The sequence below is a fragment of the Pseudomonas sp. EA_5y_Pfl2_R50 genome (genome assembly GCF_963970475.1).
GTDB lineage: Bacteria > Pseudomonadota > Gammaproteobacteria > Pseudomonadales > Pseudomonadaceae > Aquipseudomonas.
On sequence record NZ_CAXAPT010000013.1, the window covers coordinates 47,511 to 63,143 of the forward strand.

General features: G+C 57.9%; 15 protein-coding genes. 3 read left to right on the plus strand and 12 right to left on the minus strand.

The features are described from left to right. Positions 1 to 143 precede the first annotated feature (143 nt). The gene (locus AACY19_RS21210; protein WP_339453584.1) at positions 144 to 1,769 is read right to left on the minus strand and encodes a methyl-accepting chemotaxis protein; all 1,626 of its coding nucleotides are present in this window, start codon (positions 1,767 to 1,769) and stop codon (positions 144 to 146) included. 130 nt (positions 1,770 to 1,899) lie between these two features. Beyond that, positions 1,900 to 2,955: an amidohydrolase family protein gene (locus tag AACY19_RS21215; RefSeq protein ID WP_339453585.1), complete on the minus strand. Its 1,056-nt coding sequence runs from the start codon at positions 2,953 to 2,955 to the stop codon at positions 1,900 to 1,902. Positions 2,956 to 3,083: 128 nt separating this feature from the next. Between AACY19_RS21215 and AACY19_RS21220 the strand changes: the two genes are divergently transcribed. Next, on the plus strand, positions 3,084 to 3,500 hold the full coding sequence (locus AACY19_RS21220) for an OsmC family protein (RefSeq protein ID WP_339453586.1): 417 nt from the start codon (positions 3,084 to 3,086) through the stop codon (positions 3,498 to 3,500). A gap of 59 nt (positions 3,501 to 3,559) precedes the next feature. Beyond that, the gene (locus AACY19_RS21225) at positions 3,560 to 4,423 is read left to right on the plus strand and encodes a pirin family protein (RefSeq protein WP_339453587.1); all 864 of its coding nucleotides are present in this window, start codon (positions 3,560 to 3,562) and stop codon (positions 4,421 to 4,423) included. 161 nt (positions 4,424 to 4,584) lie between these two features. Here AACY19_RS21225 and AACY19_RS21230 read toward each other — a convergent pair whose 3' ends face one another. The 4 genes from AACY19_RS21230 to AACY19_RS21245 all read right to left on the minus strand — a co-directional run bounded on the left by AACY19_RS21230 (position 4,585) and on the right by AACY19_RS21245 (position 8,295). Further along, complete coding sequence (locus AACY19_RS21230; protein ID WP_339453588.1) at positions 4,585 to 5,313, minus strand: dienelactone hydrolase family protein; 729 nt, start codon at positions 5,311 to 5,313, stop codon at positions 4,585 to 4,587. Between the two features lie 69 nt (positions 5,314 to 5,382). Next, positions 5,383 to 7,287, minus strand: coding sequence for a molecular chaperone HtpG (htpG, locus tag AACY19_RS21235; RefSeq protein ID WP_339453589.1), 1,905 nt, complete (start codon positions 7,285 to 7,287; stop codon positions 5,383 to 5,385). Positions 7,288 to 7,369: 82 nt separating this feature from the next. Then, on the minus strand, positions 7,370 to 7,822 hold the full coding sequence (locus tag AACY19_RS21240; RefSeq protein ID WP_339453590.1) for a PaaI family thioesterase: 453 nt from the start codon (positions 7,820 to 7,822) through the stop codon (positions 7,370 to 7,372). Beyond that, positions 7,819 to 8,295 (minus strand): PaaI family thioesterase, encoded by a 477-nt coding sequence (locus tag AACY19_RS21245; protein ID WP_339453591.1) that lies wholly within the window; start codon positions 8,293 to 8,295, stop codon positions 7,819 to 7,821. Before AACY19_RS21245 ends, AACY19_RS21240 begins: the two co-directional genes overlap by 4 nt. A 158-nt stretch (positions 8,296 to 8,453) precedes the next feature. On the opposite strand from AACY19_RS21245, the gene AACY19_RS21250 reads away from it, so the two are divergent. Further along, positions 8,454 to 8,690 carry a hypothetical protein gene (locus tag AACY19_RS21250; protein WP_339453592.1) on the plus strand — a complete coding sequence of 79 codons (237 nt, stop codon included), beginning with the start codon at positions 8,454 to 8,456 and terminating at the stop codon, positions 8,688 to 8,690. Between the two features lie 77 nt (positions 8,691 to 8,767). Here the strand turns inward: AACY19_RS21250 and AACY19_RS21255 are convergent, their stop codons facing one another. From AACY19_RS21255 to lpdA, 6 genes are all read right to left on the minus strand, one after another. Beyond that, positions 8,768 to 9,169 carry an MAPEG family protein gene (locus AACY19_RS21255; protein WP_339453593.1) on the minus strand — a complete coding sequence of 134 codons (402 nt, stop codon included), beginning with the start codon at positions 9,167 to 9,169 and terminating at the stop codon, positions 8,768 to 8,770. After that, entirely contained in the window at positions 9,169 to 9,906 is a 738-nt protein-coding gene (locus AACY19_RS21260; RefSeq protein WP_339453594.1) for a DUF599 domain-containing protein, read from the minus strand. The genes AACY19_RS21255 and AACY19_RS21260 overlap by 1 nt, the downstream gene beginning before the upstream one ends. Positions 9,907 to 10,172: 266 nt before the next feature. Beyond that, the gene (gene brnQ, locus AACY19_RS21265; RefSeq protein ID WP_339453595.1) at positions 10,173 to 11,486 is read right to left on the minus strand and encodes a branched-chain amino acid transport system II carrier protein; all 1,314 of its coding nucleotides are present in this window, start codon (positions 11,484 to 11,486) and stop codon (positions 10,173 to 10,175) included. Positions 11,487 to 11,848: 362 nt separating this feature from the next. After that, entirely contained in the window at positions 11,849 to 12,730 is an 882-nt protein-coding gene (sucD, locus tag AACY19_RS21270) for a succinate--CoA ligase subunit alpha (protein ID WP_339453596.1), read from the minus strand. After that, a complete protein-coding gene (gene sucC / locus AACY19_RS21275; protein WP_339453597.1) occupies positions 12,730 to 13,896 on the minus strand; it encodes an ADP-forming succinate--CoA ligase subunit beta in 1,167 nt (388 codons plus the stop codon). Before sucC ends, sucD begins: the two co-directional genes overlap by 1 nt. A gap of 199 nt (positions 13,897 to 14,095) precedes the next feature. Then, complete coding sequence (gene lpdA, locus AACY19_RS21280; protein ID WP_339453598.1) at positions 14,096 to 15,532, minus strand: dihydrolipoyl dehydrogenase; 1,437 nt, start codon at positions 15,530 to 15,532, stop codon at positions 14,096 to 14,098. Between the last annotated feature and the right edge of the window lie 101 nt (positions 15,533 to 15,633).

Sequence of the window (15,633 nt, forward strand, 5' to 3'; positions counted from 1 at the left end):
GGCTTTTTTTGCCTAGGACTTCTGCAGCACCACCAACCAATGTGGGAGCGAGCTTGCTCGCGAAGGCGGCGTGTCATTCAACACGCTGCTGACTGATCGGACGCATTCGCGAGCAAGCTCGCTCCCACAAGGTTGTAGCAATTTCAGACAGAGAATTTCGCCACCATACTGTTCAAATCCACCGCCAGCCGCGACAACTCCTGACTCGCTGCACTGGTCTGATTAGCCCCTGCCGAGGTCTGCATCGCCAGATCACGGATATTCATCAGGTTGCGGTCGACCTCCCGCGCCACCGCCGCCTGTTCCTCCGAAGCACTGGCGATCACCAGATTGCGCTCATTGATCACGGTGAACGCCGAGGCGATCTCCTCCAGGGCCACACCGGCGGCTTTGGCCAGCTCCAGTGTCGAGCGCGCGCGGGCATTGCTCTGCTGCATCGAACTCACCGCCGAGTCAGTGCCCTGCTGAATCCCGCCGATCATCTGCTCGATTTCCTGTGTCGATTGCTGCGTGCGGTGCGCCAATGCCCGCACCTCATCGGCCACCACGGCGAACCCGCGCCCGGCATCACCGGCGCGCGCCGCTTCAATCGCGGCGTTCAGTGCCAGCAGGTTGGTCTGTTCGGCAATCGAACGGATCACGTCCAGCACCTTGCTGATGCCGTGAACCTTCTGCGCCAGATCCTCCACCTGCGTTGCGTTGGACGTGACATCCTCTGCCAGAAATTCAATTGACGTCACGGTCTGCTGGACCTGCTCGCGCCCATGCTGGGCAATGCGATCCGACTCGCGCGACGCTTCGGACGTCGCCACGGCATTGCTCGCCACCTCTTCAACGGCAGCGGTCATCTGATTCACCGCCGTGGCCGCTTGCTCGATTTCCAGACTCTGCTGATGCAGCCCGCGAGTGGCGTCCTCGGTGACACAACTGAGCTCCTCGGAGGCCGACGCCAACTGGCTGGAGGATTCGGAGATCTGGCGGATGGTGTCGCGCAGATTGTGCTGCATGCTCTTGAGCGCGTGCAGCAGCCGCGCCGGCTCGTCTTTGCCGGAGATGCTGATATCGCCGGTCAGATCACCACCGGCCACCACCTCAGCCACGCCCAGCGATTGCGCCAGCGGCAGTACGATGCTGCGCGTGAGCAACAGCGCCAGCCCCATGGTGATCAGCGCGGTAATAGCGATCATCACCCCGACCCACACCCGCGAATTGATGAACACCAGCCGCGCCGCTTCGGTGGCGAGATTGGCATTGTGTTTATTGAGCTCAACCAGCTCGCGCAAAAGCACAGCGATTTCATCCGCCAACGGACTCATCTGACCATTGAGAATGCTCGCCGCCTCCTCGATCCGATTCTGCGCGGAGAGCTGCATGACCTGCGCCTGAAACTCCAGGTACTGGTGCTCAGCCACCTTGAAGCGGTCGAACAGCTTGCGCTCCTCGGGCAGCACAATCAGCACGTCATAGCGCTGCTGGGCTTCACTGAGCACACCGCGCAACTCATTGATCTTGGCAACGTTCTGGTCAAGTGCCTGCGGATCACGGTTGAGCAACAGGCGCATGGTCAACGCCCGCAAGCGCAGCATGTCCTGACTCATCTCACCGACCGCCATGACACTCGGCAGCCAGTTATTGTCGACCTCGTCGGATTGCGCGCGCATGTTCGACATTTGCAGCAAGGCGAACGCCCCAAGGGCAAACACCATCAGCGCCAGCAGGCCAAAACCCAGTCCGGCACGCGGGGCAATATTGAGACTACGGATACTCATTGCTCTGGCTCCTTCCAAAAGCGCTGCATCAACCCTGCAGCTGGTTGCTTTAGAAGGTATCGGCCCGGCAGAAATTTGCGTAAGACGAAAAGGCGATATCAAAAGGCCTTGATCCTTCGAACTCGCCACGTTAACGATTCAGCATGGTTTCCCCGGACTTCAGCACCGTTCTCGGCAGGATCGCCAAGAAATTATCCCGTGCGACTTTACGCGCAACTTGCTCGGGCAAGGCATCAAGAAACGGTTTGAAACTGTGCATCTCCTGACCGAGCTTGTTGAAACGCCCTACGACGTCGGAGCCGAGCATGAACCGCTCCGGGTATTTTTCGACCAGAGCGAGCCATTCCGAACGCGGCTTGCCCTGTTCGTCCAGCAGGTACGGGGTGAGCATGCTCCACGACAAGTCGATATACAGATTCGGATAGGCCTCAAGCATGCGGGTCAGGGTGGGCAGCAAGAAGTTCAACTGCGTCTGATGCCTATGGATTTCCGCGCTGGTGCCCGCGTGCGCCCAGATAAAACGTGTGTGCGGGTGATTGCGTAGCGGCTCTTCGATCTCCTTCAGATACAGCGGATTTTTCTCGCGTTTGGACGTGATGTTCGAATGCAGCATCACCGGTAAATCGTTTTCCGCCGCGAGGTGATAGATCTTGGTCATCGCCTCGTTGTTGGCCCGCGGCGTGTCGCCGGCAGTCAGCGCCGTGAGATCGTCATGCCGTGTAAACACTTCGCCGATGCCCTGCCAGAGCCCCGGATAGAGATCAAGCATGCGCTGGATGTGCGCGGCGGAATTCTTGTCGTTGGGATTGAAACCCGACAGGAATGGATGAAAGTACGGACGCTGCTCGACGCTGAGCTTTTGCACCGCCTCAGCAACGATCACGTCAGTTGCGCTGTACCAGTAAGCATCGGCATCGTCTCCGGCGTAGTAGCGTGGGCGCTTGGGTTCATCTTCGTGCCATTTCTTCGCCACGGGGATGCCGGAAATCATCACATGCTCGACGGAATTGTCCTTCATCGCCGTCAGCAGTTTCGCCATGCCGGCCGTTTCCTGGAAAAAATCCACGTAGTGCAGGTGCGCATCGCTGTAGGTGTATTCCCGGGCGCTGGCGTTTGCGGCCAACATCAGGAGGCAGGCGAGACTCAAATGATACAGGGACACAAGTAATCTCCGAGAGGTAGGCATAGCCTAGACCCCGCCCCGGCAACAAGGGTTCACCACGCAGGAAAGTGGAACGCATGCCGGTGGGAATGCTCTACAACTGCAAGATCCTGTTTGATCGAACGACTTTTCCTACTGCCTGTGAGGTTCCCATGACTGTTACCGTCAATACCGTCTCCGCCGAAGGTTTTCGTCATACCGTACAGATCGATGACCACGAATTGTTTGCCGACGTACCAACGTCTGCCGGCGGCGAAGGCTCGGCCCCTGAGCCCCACGATTACTTCGATGCGGCCCTCGGCGCATGCAAAGCCCTGACCCTGAAAATGTACGCGAAGAAAAAAGATATCCCGCTGACCGGCGTGGGTGTCGACGTCAAACGCGACAACAGCGAAGAGCAGAAAGGCAAATACGTCCTGCACGTAACCCTCACCCTCAAAGGTGTCCTCACCGACGCGCAACGCGAAGAGTTGTTACGCGTCGCTGATCGCTGCCCGATCCACAAGCTGATGACCACCAGCGAAGTGACTATCGAAACCCACGCCCCGCTAGGCTTCGACAGCCAGTAATCAACACAAGGGCTGCGGCGGGTTATGCTCTTCGCAACCCGCTCAGCCTGGAATGCACCATGGACACGCAACCTCTGATCATCCGCCCGCGCGCCGAAGACGTCGAAGGCCAGCCGATACTGCGCCCGTTACCGTCTGCCAAATGCCGCAGCGTCGGGCCGTTCGTGTTTTTCGACCACATGCTTGAAACGGTTTATCCGACAGGCAAAGGCATGAACATCCGACAGCATCCGCACATCGGTCTGTCGACCCTTACGTATTTGTTTGAAGGGCAGATTCAGCACAAGGACAGCCTCGGCTCGGATCAGGTTGTTGGCGCTGGCGATGTCAGCTGGATGACCGCTGGCAGCGCGATTGCGCACGTCGAGCGGACACCAGAGCCGTTATGGGACGAAAGCTTCATGATGCACGGCTTGCAGATCTGGCTGGCCTCGCCCAAGGATCATGAACAAGGCCCCGGGCATTACAGCCATCACCCGGCAGCGACGTTGCCGGTCAGCGATAACCTCGGTGTACAGATCCGTATGATTGCCGGGTCAGGCTTTTGCCTGGAATCGCCGGTGCCAGTGCTTTCTCCTACGCTGTATGCGGAAGTGAAGATGCAAACGGCGACCACTTTGCTGATTCCGACCGAGCATGAAGAGCGGGCGGTTTATGTGCTGAGCGGGGAAGCGCAGTTGAATGGCGAAATCATTGAACCGCATGCGTTGGTGGTATTGCCGGCCGGGGAAGAGATGAGCCTGTTTGCCGAAAGCGATGTGCACGCGGTGGTGTTCGGCGGCGCGCCGCTGGACGGGCCCCGGCGGATCAACTGGAATTTTGTTGCGAGCGATCCGGCGGCTATTGATGAAGCGCGGCGCAAGTGGGCGGCCGGGGATTGGCCGACGGTGCCAGGTGAAATTGAGCGGATCGAATTGCCCTGAATTTTGTATAGCGACTTAGTCAGTCATCACGAGCAGGCTCGCTCCCACAGAAATTGGTGCTGCGCCCGGAATCCCTGGACACCATAAATTCCCTGTGGGAGCGAGCCTGCTCGCGAAGAGGCCCGGCCAGGCACCACAAAAGTCAGTGCCTGACACCTCAATCAGCCCTTGAACACTTCATCCAGCAAATCATGCATCGACTGGAATGCGCGCTTGGCGGTCTTCGCGTCGTACATCATCTTGCCCGGCACATTCGCGTGCGGGTCAGTAAACGAGTGCACCGCGCCGCCGTAGCTCAGCAATTGCCAATCAACTTTCGCCGCATTCATCTCGTCTTCAAACGCCGGCAGTTGCTCTTTCGGCACCAACGGATCGGCTGCGCCGTGCAGGACCAACACCGAACCCTTGATGTTCTGCGCATCGGCAGGATTCGGCGAATCCAGCGTGCCGTGGAACGATACCGCCGCCTTCACCGGCGCACCGGTGCGCGCCAGATCCAGCGCACAGCAACCACCGAAGCAGAAACCGAACACCGCCAGTTTCGACGTATCGACCGCCGCCTCGCCCTGCTTCTGCAACTGCTCGAACGCCGCTTGCATGCGCTTGCGCAGCAGCGCGCGATCATTCTTCAACGGCATCATCGCCGCGCCAGCCTGATCGGCATCTTGCGGACGCACAGCCTGACCGTACACGTCAGCGATCAACACCACGTAGCCCTTGGCCGCGACCGATTTGGCGATCTCTTCTGCTCCGGCGCTGACGCCCATCCAGTTCGGCGCCATCAACAAACCCGGACGCGCGCCCTTGTGCTCGGCGTCGAACGCCAGGCGACCTTCATAAGGCTGCCCGTCAATCTGATAAACCACGGAACGTACAGTGACTTGGCTCATTTCTGACTCCTGATTGGTTAAACACCAAAATGAAAAAACCCGCCGAAGCGGGTTTTTTCTGCAACCTGGTTAAACCGACAGTTCAACCAGCAGCTTGTTCAGACGGCGCACGTAAGCCGCCGGATCTTTCAAGCTGTCACCAGCAGCCAGGGCTGCCTGATCGAAGAGGATGTGCGACAGGTCGCCAAAACGCTCTTCGCTTTGCTCGCCGTCGAGTTTCTCGATCAGCGGGTGGCTTGGGTTGAATTCGAAGATCGGCTTCGAATCCGGAACCTTCTGACCGCTGGCTTCGAGGATCTGACGCATTTGCAGACCCAGATCCTGCTCGCCGATGGCCAGAATGGCCGGCGAATCGGTCAGACGATGCGATACGCGGACTTCCGCCACGCAATCGCCCAGCGCGGTTTTCAGACGCTCAACCAGGCCTTCTTTGGACTTGGCGACTTCTTCTGCGGCTTTCTTGTCCTCTTCCGAGTCCAGGTTGCCCAGATCGAGGTCACCGCGCGCCACGTCGACAAAGGTCTTGCCGTCAAACTCGCTGAGGTAGCTCATCAGCCACTCATCGATGCGGTCGGTCAGCAGCAGCACTTCGATGCCTTTCTTGCGGAAGACTTCCAGGTGCGGGCTGTTCTTGACCTGCGCGTAGGTTTCGCCGGTAAGGTAGTAGATCTTGTCCTGACCTTCCTTGGCGCGTGCCAGGTAGTCAGCCAGACCGACGACCTGCTCACCGTCGTCGCCTTGGGTCGATGCGAAACGCAGCAGACCGGCAATTTTTTCCTTGTTGGCGAAGTCTTCTGCCGGGCCTTCTTTCATGACCTGACCGAAGTTCTTCCAGAAGCCTTTGTATTGCTCAGGCTCGTTCTTCGCCAGTTTTTCCAGCATGTCGAGAACGCGCTTGGTCAGTGCGGTCTTCATCGAGTCGATGATCGGGTCTTTCTGCAGAATTTCCCGCGACACGTTCAGCGACAGGTCATTGGAATCGACCACACCTTTGATGAAGCGCAGGTACAGCGGCAGGAACGACTCAGCCTGATCCATGACGAACACGCGCTGCACATACAGCTTCAAGCCTTTGGGCGCTTCACGCTGGTACAGATCGAACGGTGCACGGGCCGGCACATACAGCAGCGAGCTGTATTCAAGCTTGCCTTCGACTTTGTTGTGGCTCCAGGCCAGAGGATTTTCAAAGTCGTGGGCGATGTGTTTGTAGAACTCCTGGTATTCCTCGTCCTTCACGTCAGTGCGCGGACGGGTCCACAGGGCACTGGCGCGGTTGACGGTTTCCCATTCAACGGCCGGGGCCTCTTCGCCTTCGGCGGCGGCCGCTTCTTTCGGCAGCTCGATCGGCAAAGCGATGTGGTCGGAGTACTTCTTGATGATGTTGCGCAGACGCCAGCCATCAGCGAACTCGTCTTCTGCAGCTTTCAGGTGCAGGACGATTCGAGTGCCGCGCTCTGGTTTTTCGATGGTGGCGACTTCGAACTCGCCCTCGCCTTTCGACGACCAGTGCACGCCTTCGCTGGCTGGAGTGCCGGCACGGCGGCTATACACGTCAACCTGGTTGGCAACGATGAAGGCGGAATAGAAGCCCACACCAAACTGGCCGATCAGGTGCGAATCCTTCTTCTGATCGCCGGACAGGTTCTTCATGAAGTCGGCGGTGCCGGATTTGGCGATGGTACCCAGGTGGGTGATCACATCGTCACGGTTCATGCCGATACCGTTGTCTTCGAGGGTGACGGTCTTGGCGTCCTTGTCGAAGCTCACACGGATTTTCAGATCAGCGCCGCCCTCTAGCAACTCTGGCTTGGCCAGGGCTTCGAAGCGCAGCTTGTCGACAGCGTCAGAGGCGTTCGAGATCAATTCGCGAAGGAAAATTTCCTTGTTGGAATACAGCGAATGGATCATGAGGTGCAGCAGCTGCTTTACCTCGGTCTGGAAGCCCAGGGTTTCCTTTTGAGTTTCCACACTCATGGTCATCAAACTCCAATCAGATGGCAGTGGCCGCGACCCGAAATGGTCTGCGGCGGGTTGTCATCTGAGTTGGGGGCGCTGTTCAGGATTTCAAGGGCTCATCGATTTTGAAGTGTGCACGGGCGGTGGCAATCGGCTCGCTTTCGGTGCTCTGCCATGCCGTCACGGCAACGTTGGCCACGCGCCGGCCCTGGCGACACACCTGACACTTGGCCCAAGTGTCGCGAAACTGCCCGGCACGCAGGTAATCCAGGGAGAAGTCAATGATCTTCGGCACACTCGGCGCGTCAGTGAAGATCAAAAGATGCAGGGCAGCGGCGAGCTCCATGAACCCGGCGATCACGCCACCGTGGATGGCCGGCAATAAAGGGTTACCAATGTTGTCCTTGTTGGCCGGCAGCTTGAACAGCAACTCATCACCGACCCGTGCGCACTCGATGCCGATCAGCCCGGCGTAGGGAATGAGCTGCAACAATGGCGCGTAGTCACCCTGCGCATGGGCCTGTTGCAATTGCGCCTTGAGGTCGTTGCTCATTGACCTGCTCCCTTGATCGCGCCGCCGAAGCCCTTGGTACCCTTGAGGCCCTTGCCCATGCGCATGAACGTGCCGACGACGTGCGCAATCGGCTGCTCGGGGTCGTCCTGATAGGCGAAACCACGGGCGAAGATCACGTCGGTGGTGACCCGATAGCACTGCGCGAAACCGTAAACGTCCTTGTGCGGCTCGGCGGCGTGCATGTAGTCGATACGCAGGTCCAGGGTCGGACAGACTTCGAACTCCGGCAGCACGCACAAAGTCGACATACCGCAGGCGGTGTCCATCAACGAGGTGATTGCGCCGCCATGGATGACTCCCGTTTCGGGATTACCGACGATGTGCGGGCTGTAGGGAAGGATGACAGTGAGCCCTTCATTGGAAGCGCTGTGCACGCGTAATCCGAGTACCTGACAGTGGCGCAGCGCGGACAGGAATCGCGTCGCACGCTCAAAAACGGGGCTTTCGGCCATTTGATAATTACTCTCGTTAAAGCCATTTGCCAGTAGTGAGGGAAACAGCAAAAGTTCCAATTGAAAACAAACTTATATATCTGAAAGAAATGAGGAACTTAACCCTCAGCGCAGAGTTCTTAAGGCCAGTAGTTACTTTCCATAAGGAGAAACACCCCATGCGTAAGACTTTTGCTGTTGCCTTGATGTTGACCGCTTCCCTCGGTCTCGCTGCCTGCGATAAAAAATCCGAGGACAAAGCTCAAGATGCTAACCAACACGCTGAGCAAGCTCAGCAAGACATGAACAAAGCTCAGGATAAGGTGAACGACGCAGCGAAAGAAAACGCCGAAGCTGCCAAAGCTCAGGCTGAATCGAACGCTGCCGCTCAAGAAGAAGCTGCCAAGAAGCAATAAATCGCTTTTTGCTGCAGAAAAAGGAAACCCGCCAAGTGCGGGTTTTCTTTTATCCGGGATTTATCTGCAATTGCGCGTTAGATCAAGACGGTTCTAAAAGTCGGACTAATCATCAGCAATAACGAACACACTACGCCGACAATCCAGACCAGACTTCGCAGTGACGGCTGATCCGCCAGATAGAGCCACAAGTAGAGAATCCGTGCGATCACAAAGATGATCGCCAATGTATCGATCAGCCATCCCGCCGTTTGTGTGGTGTGCGCCATCAGCACGCCCACCGCAAACAACATGAACGCTTCAATGCTGTTCTGGTGAGCCGCCAGCGCCCTGGCGCCGTAACCGGTGAGTTTCGCCTGTTGCTGACGCGGCGCGTGGTTGTCGTAACCACCCTGCTCTTTCATGGCCTTGGCCACCGGCATACGCGCCACATAGATCAACACAGCACTGATAAACACGCACCAAAACGGAATACTCATCAAGCGGCCTCTTTGTTCGCCTCGGGGATGGGCGTCTCTGTAGGGGTATAGACCATTACGTCGAGAACGTCGGAATGAAACTCGCGGCGGTACAGAACCACGACCACGCCAGCACTCATCAGCATGAACAGCCAAGGGCTGACGAACCACGCCAGCATGCTCATGCCGAAATAGTAGGAACGCAGACCGAAGTTGAACTGATTGGCGGCCATCGAAATCACCCGCGCTGCTCGCGCAGCAAAAGCCTTGCGCTCCTGCTCGGAAACTTGCCGCTCACCGACCATCGGCGCCGAGCCTACCAGCACCGCAGCAAAGTTGTACTGACGCATGCACCAACTGAAGGTGAAGAAGGCGTAGACGAACACCAGCGCCAGACACAGCAGTTTGATCTCCGACATGCCCTGCGACGCCTGCTGCACCATCGGAATATCCGCCAACAACGACACTGCCCGCTCAGACGCACCGAGTACGGTGAGAATACCGGCGAGAATGATCAACGTGCTGGAGGCGAAGAACGAGGCATTACGTTCCAGATTGCCGATCACGCTGGCATCGGCGATGCGGTTGTCGCGCAGCAGCATGCGACGCATCCAGTCTTCGCGATACAGGTGCAATACGCTGGCCAGGCACGCGGTGTCGCGGGCCTTCCATGAGGCATAACGGGTGTAGCCGCCCCAGCAGATGACGAACCAGACAGCGGCGAGCAAGTGAATCAGGTTGGCTTGGATGAACGACATGCAATTCCTTGTGAGGTGTGTACACGGCACTGATGACTTGTGGGAGCGAGCCTGCTCGCGAAAGAGTCATGTCAGCCGCCATCAACGTTGCGTGATACGCCGCTTTCGCGAGCACGCTCGCTCCCACATTAAGATTTCGGCACCCCTTCGACGTTGGCTCAGGGAAAAAGACACTGCCCGACGCCCATAAAAAATGCCCCGTATCGATTGATACGGGGCATTTCTGTTCAAGCGCTGAAGACCCGCGTATGGCGGGTCAGCCAACGTCAGGCAACCGCTTCGCTGCGTTTGCCCAGCAGGCGATCACAAACAACCGCGACCACGAGAGTCATTACACACGGTACCAGCCACGCCAGCCCCTGCTCGCTCAGTGGCAGGTGCGCCAGTTGCGTTGGCATCCAGTCAGCCAGACCAGCACCTTTGAGCGCGTCAATGCTGCCGAACACAAAAGACACCAGCATCACAGGGCCGAGAATGCGCCCGTGTTCATGCCAGAAGTCTTTGCAGAAGCTCAATGCCACCAGCACGATGCACGGTGGATAGATCGCGGTCAGCACCGGGATCGAGAACGCGATCAGCTTGGTCAGGCCGAGGTTGGACACCAGCAGCGAGAATGCCGCCAGGATGATCACCAGGGTCTTGTAGGACAGTGGCAGCAAGCGGCTGAAGTATTCGGCACAGGCGCAGGTCAGACCGACCGCCGTCACCAGACACGCCAGCGAGATCAGCACCGCAAGGAAACCGCTGCCCAGCGAACCGAAGGTGTGCTGAACATAAGCGTGCAATACCGCTGCGCCGTTCGTTGCGCCGACCGCCACTTCGTGACTGCCGGAACCGAGACGGAACAGGCTGACATACACCAGCGCCAGACCGACACCGGCGATCAGACCGGCGATGATCGCGTAACGGGTGATCAACTTCGGCGACTCGACGCCACGGGAGCGGATCGCGTTAACGATGACGATACCGAACACCAGTGCGCCCAAGGTATCCATGGTCAGGTAACCATTGATGAAACCCTGGGAGAACGGCGCAGCGACGTATTCCGGCGTGCCGTGACCAATGTCACCCGCCGGCAAGGCGAATGCAGCGATGCCCAGAACGGCGAGTGCGATGATCTTCAACGGCGCGAGGAAACGACCGACCGTGTCCAGCAAACGCCCAGGGTAGAGCGAGATGAAGAACACCAGCAGGAAGTACACCGAGCTGTAGAGAAACAGGGCCAAGGGGCTCTCGCCGGTGAGCGGAGCCAGACCTACTTCGAAGGATACGGTCGCGGTACGCGGGGTGGCGAACAACGGACCGACCGCCAGATAGCACGCAGCAGCGAGAATGCCGCCAGCAACTTTGCCGATCGGACTGCTCAATGCGTCCATCGCCCCACCGACCTTGGCCAGTGCAACGACGGTGACAACCGGCAGGCCTACCGCCGTGATCAGAAAGCCCAGCGCGGCCATCCACACGTGAGGCCCGGCCTGCAAGCCAACGATAGGCGGGAAAATGATGTTACCGGCCCCGACAAACAGGGCAAACGTCATAAAACCAAGTGCCAGGATGTCCTGACCTTTCAAAACTTTCATTAAGGTAATACCACACTACTGAATCGGAATTTAGAGGGGGATTGCCCTGTGGGATTAGGGAAATGCTGTCGATCCGTATGGGACTGACCCTTAAAGCGCGTTGCATGCCTTGTGGGCGGCAGACGCAAAAATGGCTGCTAGCCTAACGAATTTGGCCCGCAAACGCACTGTTAGAGGGCGAACTATCCGATACGCGACATTTCCGTGTCGCGTTTATGTATGAAAAGCAGCCGCAAGCTGCAAGTTTCAAGCGACAAGCTTTTGTCTTGCCACTAGCAGCTTGTCGCTATCAACTGCTCTTGAACGACAAAGGCCACCCGAAGGTGGCCTTTGTTTGGTGAAGCGTCAGCTAAGCGCGAGGCTTACTTGACAGCCCAACCCGTCAGCTCGGCCAGGGCCTTGCCGATGTCTGCCAGCGAACGCACGGTTTTTACGCCTGCGTCTTGCAGTGCAGCGAATTTCTCGTCTGCAGTGCCTTTGCCGCCAGAGATGATTGCGCCAGCATGGCCCATGCGCTTGCCCGGAGGAGCAGTCACACCAGCGATGTAGGAAACAACCGGCTTGGTCACGTGTGCCTTGATGTAGGCAGCCGCTTCTTCTTCAGCCGAACCGCCGATCTCGCCGATCATGACGATCGCTTCGGTCTTCGGGTCTTCCTGGAACAGCTTCAGGATGTCGATGAAGTTCGAACCCGGGATCGGGTCACCACCGATGCCGACGCAAGTCGACTGACCGAAACCGGCGTCAGTGGTCTGCTTCACAGCTTCGTAGGTCAGGGTGCCGGAACGCGAAACGATACCGACCTTGCCTGGCAAATGAATGTGACCTGGCATGATGCCGATCTTGCACTCGCCTGGGGTGATCACACCTGGGCAGTTAGGGCCGATCAGGGTAACACCCAGCTCGTCGCACTTAACTTTGGCGTCCAGCATGTCCAGGGTAGGAATGCCTTCGGTGATGCAGACGATCAGCTTGATACCGCCGAATGCTGCTTCCAGGATCGAGTCCTTGCAGAAAGCAGCCGGAACGTAGATCACGCTGGCGGTAGCGCCAGTAGCTTCTACGGCTTCTTTCACGGTGTTGAACACAGGCAGGTTCAGGTGGGTAGTACCGCCCTTGCCTGGCGTCACGCCGCCAACCATTTTGGTGCCGTAGGCAATGGCTTGCTCGGAGTGGAAAGTACCCTGCGCGCCGGTGAAGCCCTGGCAGATGACCTTGGTGTCTTTATTGATCAGGACGCTCATTACTTGCCCTCCGCAGCTTTAACGACTTGTTGAGCAGCGTCGGTCAGGCTGGTAGCAGCGATGATGTTCAAACCGCTTTCTGCCAGTACTTTAGCGCCCAGTTCAGCGTTGTTGCCTTCAAGACGAACAACAACCGGGATTTTCACGCCGACTTCTTTCACAGCGCCGATGATGCCTTCGGCAATCATGTCGCAGCGAACGATGCCGCCGAAGATGTTGACCAGTACTGCAGCGACATTGCTGTCGGACAGGATGATCTTGAACGCTTCGGTTACGCGTTCCTTGGTAGCACCACCACCTACGTCGAGGAAGTTAGCTGGCTTGCCGCCATGCAGGTTGACGATGTCCATGGTACCCATGGCCAGGCCAGCACCGTTGACCATGCAGCCGATGTTGCCTTCCAGCGCTACGTAGTTCAGTTCGAACTTGGCAGCGTGCGCTTCGCGCGGATCGTCCTGCGACGGATCATGGAAAGTCTTCAGCTTGGGCTGACGGTACATTGCGTTGGCGTCGATGTTGATCTTGGCGTCCAGGCAGTGCAGATCGCCGTCAGCCTTGATCACCAGCGGGTTCACTTCCAGCAGAGCCAGGTCGTGATCCTTGAACAGTTTGGCCAGACCTACGAAGATCTTGGCGAACTGAGTAACCTGCTTGCCTTCCAGACCCAGCTGGAATGCCAGCTCGCGACCCTGGAATGGCTGAGCGCCAACCAGTGGATCGATAGTGGCTTTCAGAATTTTTTCTGGAGTGTCGTGAGCGATTTTCTCGATGTCCACGCCACCTTCGGTGGAAGCCATGAACACGATGCGACGGCTCGAACGGTCAACGACAGCGCCCAGGTACAGCTCTTTAGCGATATCAGTGCACGATTCAACCAGGATCTTGGTGACTGGCTGGCCATTGGCGTCAGTCTGGTAAGTCACCAGACGCTTGCCCAGCCACTGCTGTGCGAAGGCTTTGGCGTCTTCTTTGTTGCGAACCAGCTTGACGCCGCCCGCTTTACCGCGACCACCGGCGTGGACCTGGGCTTTGACAACCCACTCGCTGCCGCCGATTTTGTCGCAAGCTTCTGCTGCTGCTTCCGGGGTGTCTACTGCATAACCAGTGGAAACTGGCAGGCCGTATTCAGCGAACAGCTGCTTACCCTGATACTCGTGAAGATTCATGCTTTTTACCGTCTTCGTTAGGTACTGCGCATTCGGCGCTGCGCTCATTTGAGTGCCGCGCCACCTGTGACTGCTGCTTGCGCAGCCTTCCCGGCTAACCGGTTCAGCTACGCAAGACTGCGTCCAGCGGACATTCCGCGGTGAGACTTGCTCGCAAGGCTCACGACGGGCCGTTACCGCCGTGGTTTCTTATTGTGTCTTAACGCTTCTTGCGGTTGGCAATGTGGATGGCGCCGCCATTCACAGCCAAAGCAGCTTCGTGCAAGGCTTCAGACAGGGTCGGATGGGAGAAAACCATCATGCCCAGGTCTTCAGCGCTGGTGCCGAATTCCATACCGATCGCGCCCTGCTGAACGAGTTCTGCAGCGCTCGGGCCAATCACGTGCACGCCCAATACGCGGTCAGTCTTGGCATCAGCGATGACCTTGACGAAACCACCGGTATCGTTGGCGGCCATGGCACGGCCGGAAGCGGCGAACGGGAAGGTGCCGACGTTAACTTCAACGCCTTCAGCTTTCAAGGCCTGCTCGGTTTTGCCAACCCACGCGATTTCCGGGTGAGTATAAATAACCGAAGGGATCAGGTCATAGTTCATCTGGGCCTTGTGGCCCTTGATGCGCTCGACAACCATGATGCCTTCTTCGGATGCCTTGTGAGCCAGCATCATGCCGCGAACCACGTCACCGATGGCGAAAACGCCCGGTACGGTGGTGGCGCAGTGATCGTCAACGTGCACGAAACCGCGCTCGTCCAGGGTCACACCGCTGTCGGCCGCCAGCAGATCAGTGGTCACCGGACGGCGACCAACGGCTACGATCAGCTTGTCGAAAGTGATGGTCTGTTCGCCGTTGGCATCGGTGTAGCTCACAACGACTTCGTCGCCGTTCACTTTCGAGCCGGTCACACGAGCGCCCAGCTTGATGTCCAGACCTTGTTTGGTCAGGGTTTTCAGCGCTTCCTTGGAAACAGCGGTGTCCGCTGCCATCAGGAAAGTGTCCAGAGCTTCCAGGACAACCACTTCGGAGCCCAGACGCGACCATACCGAGCCCAGTTCCAGACCGATCACGCCAGCGCCGATCACGCCCAGACGCTTGGGTACGGTTTGGAATTCCAGTGCGCCAGTCGAATCAACGATGACTTTCTGATCAACCGGAGCCGGTGGAATGTCGATAGGACGCGAACCTGGAGCCAGGATGACGTTTTCAGCTTCGATGACTTCAACCGAACCGTCTGGCTTGGTGACTTCGACTTTCTTGCCAGCCAGCAGTTTGCCGTGGCCCTGGATCGAAGTAACGCCGTTGGCCTTGAACAGGGTGGCAACGCCGCCGGTCAGGTTCTTGACGATGCCAGCCTTGCGGCCAACCATCGCAGCAACGTCCATTTTGACTTCGCCGGTCGAGATACCGTGAACGTTGAAGCTTTCTTTCGCTTCCTTGTATTTCCAGGAGCTGTCGAGCAGTGCCTTGGAAGGAATGCAGCCCACGTTCAGGCAGGTGCCGCCCAGGGCCTGCTTGCCTTCAGCGTCGGTGTACTTCTCGATGCAGGCAGTGGTCAGACCCAGCTGCGCGGCCTTGATGGCAGCTACGTAGCCACCAGGGCCAGCACCGATCACTACTACGTCAAATTTCTGCGACATTCAAAAAATCCTCTTTAGCAATAAAGCTACAAGCCGCAAGCCACAAGCTCCAAGCCCACCCCGCTCGCTTTGAGCTTGTGGCTTGAAACTTGAAGCTTGCC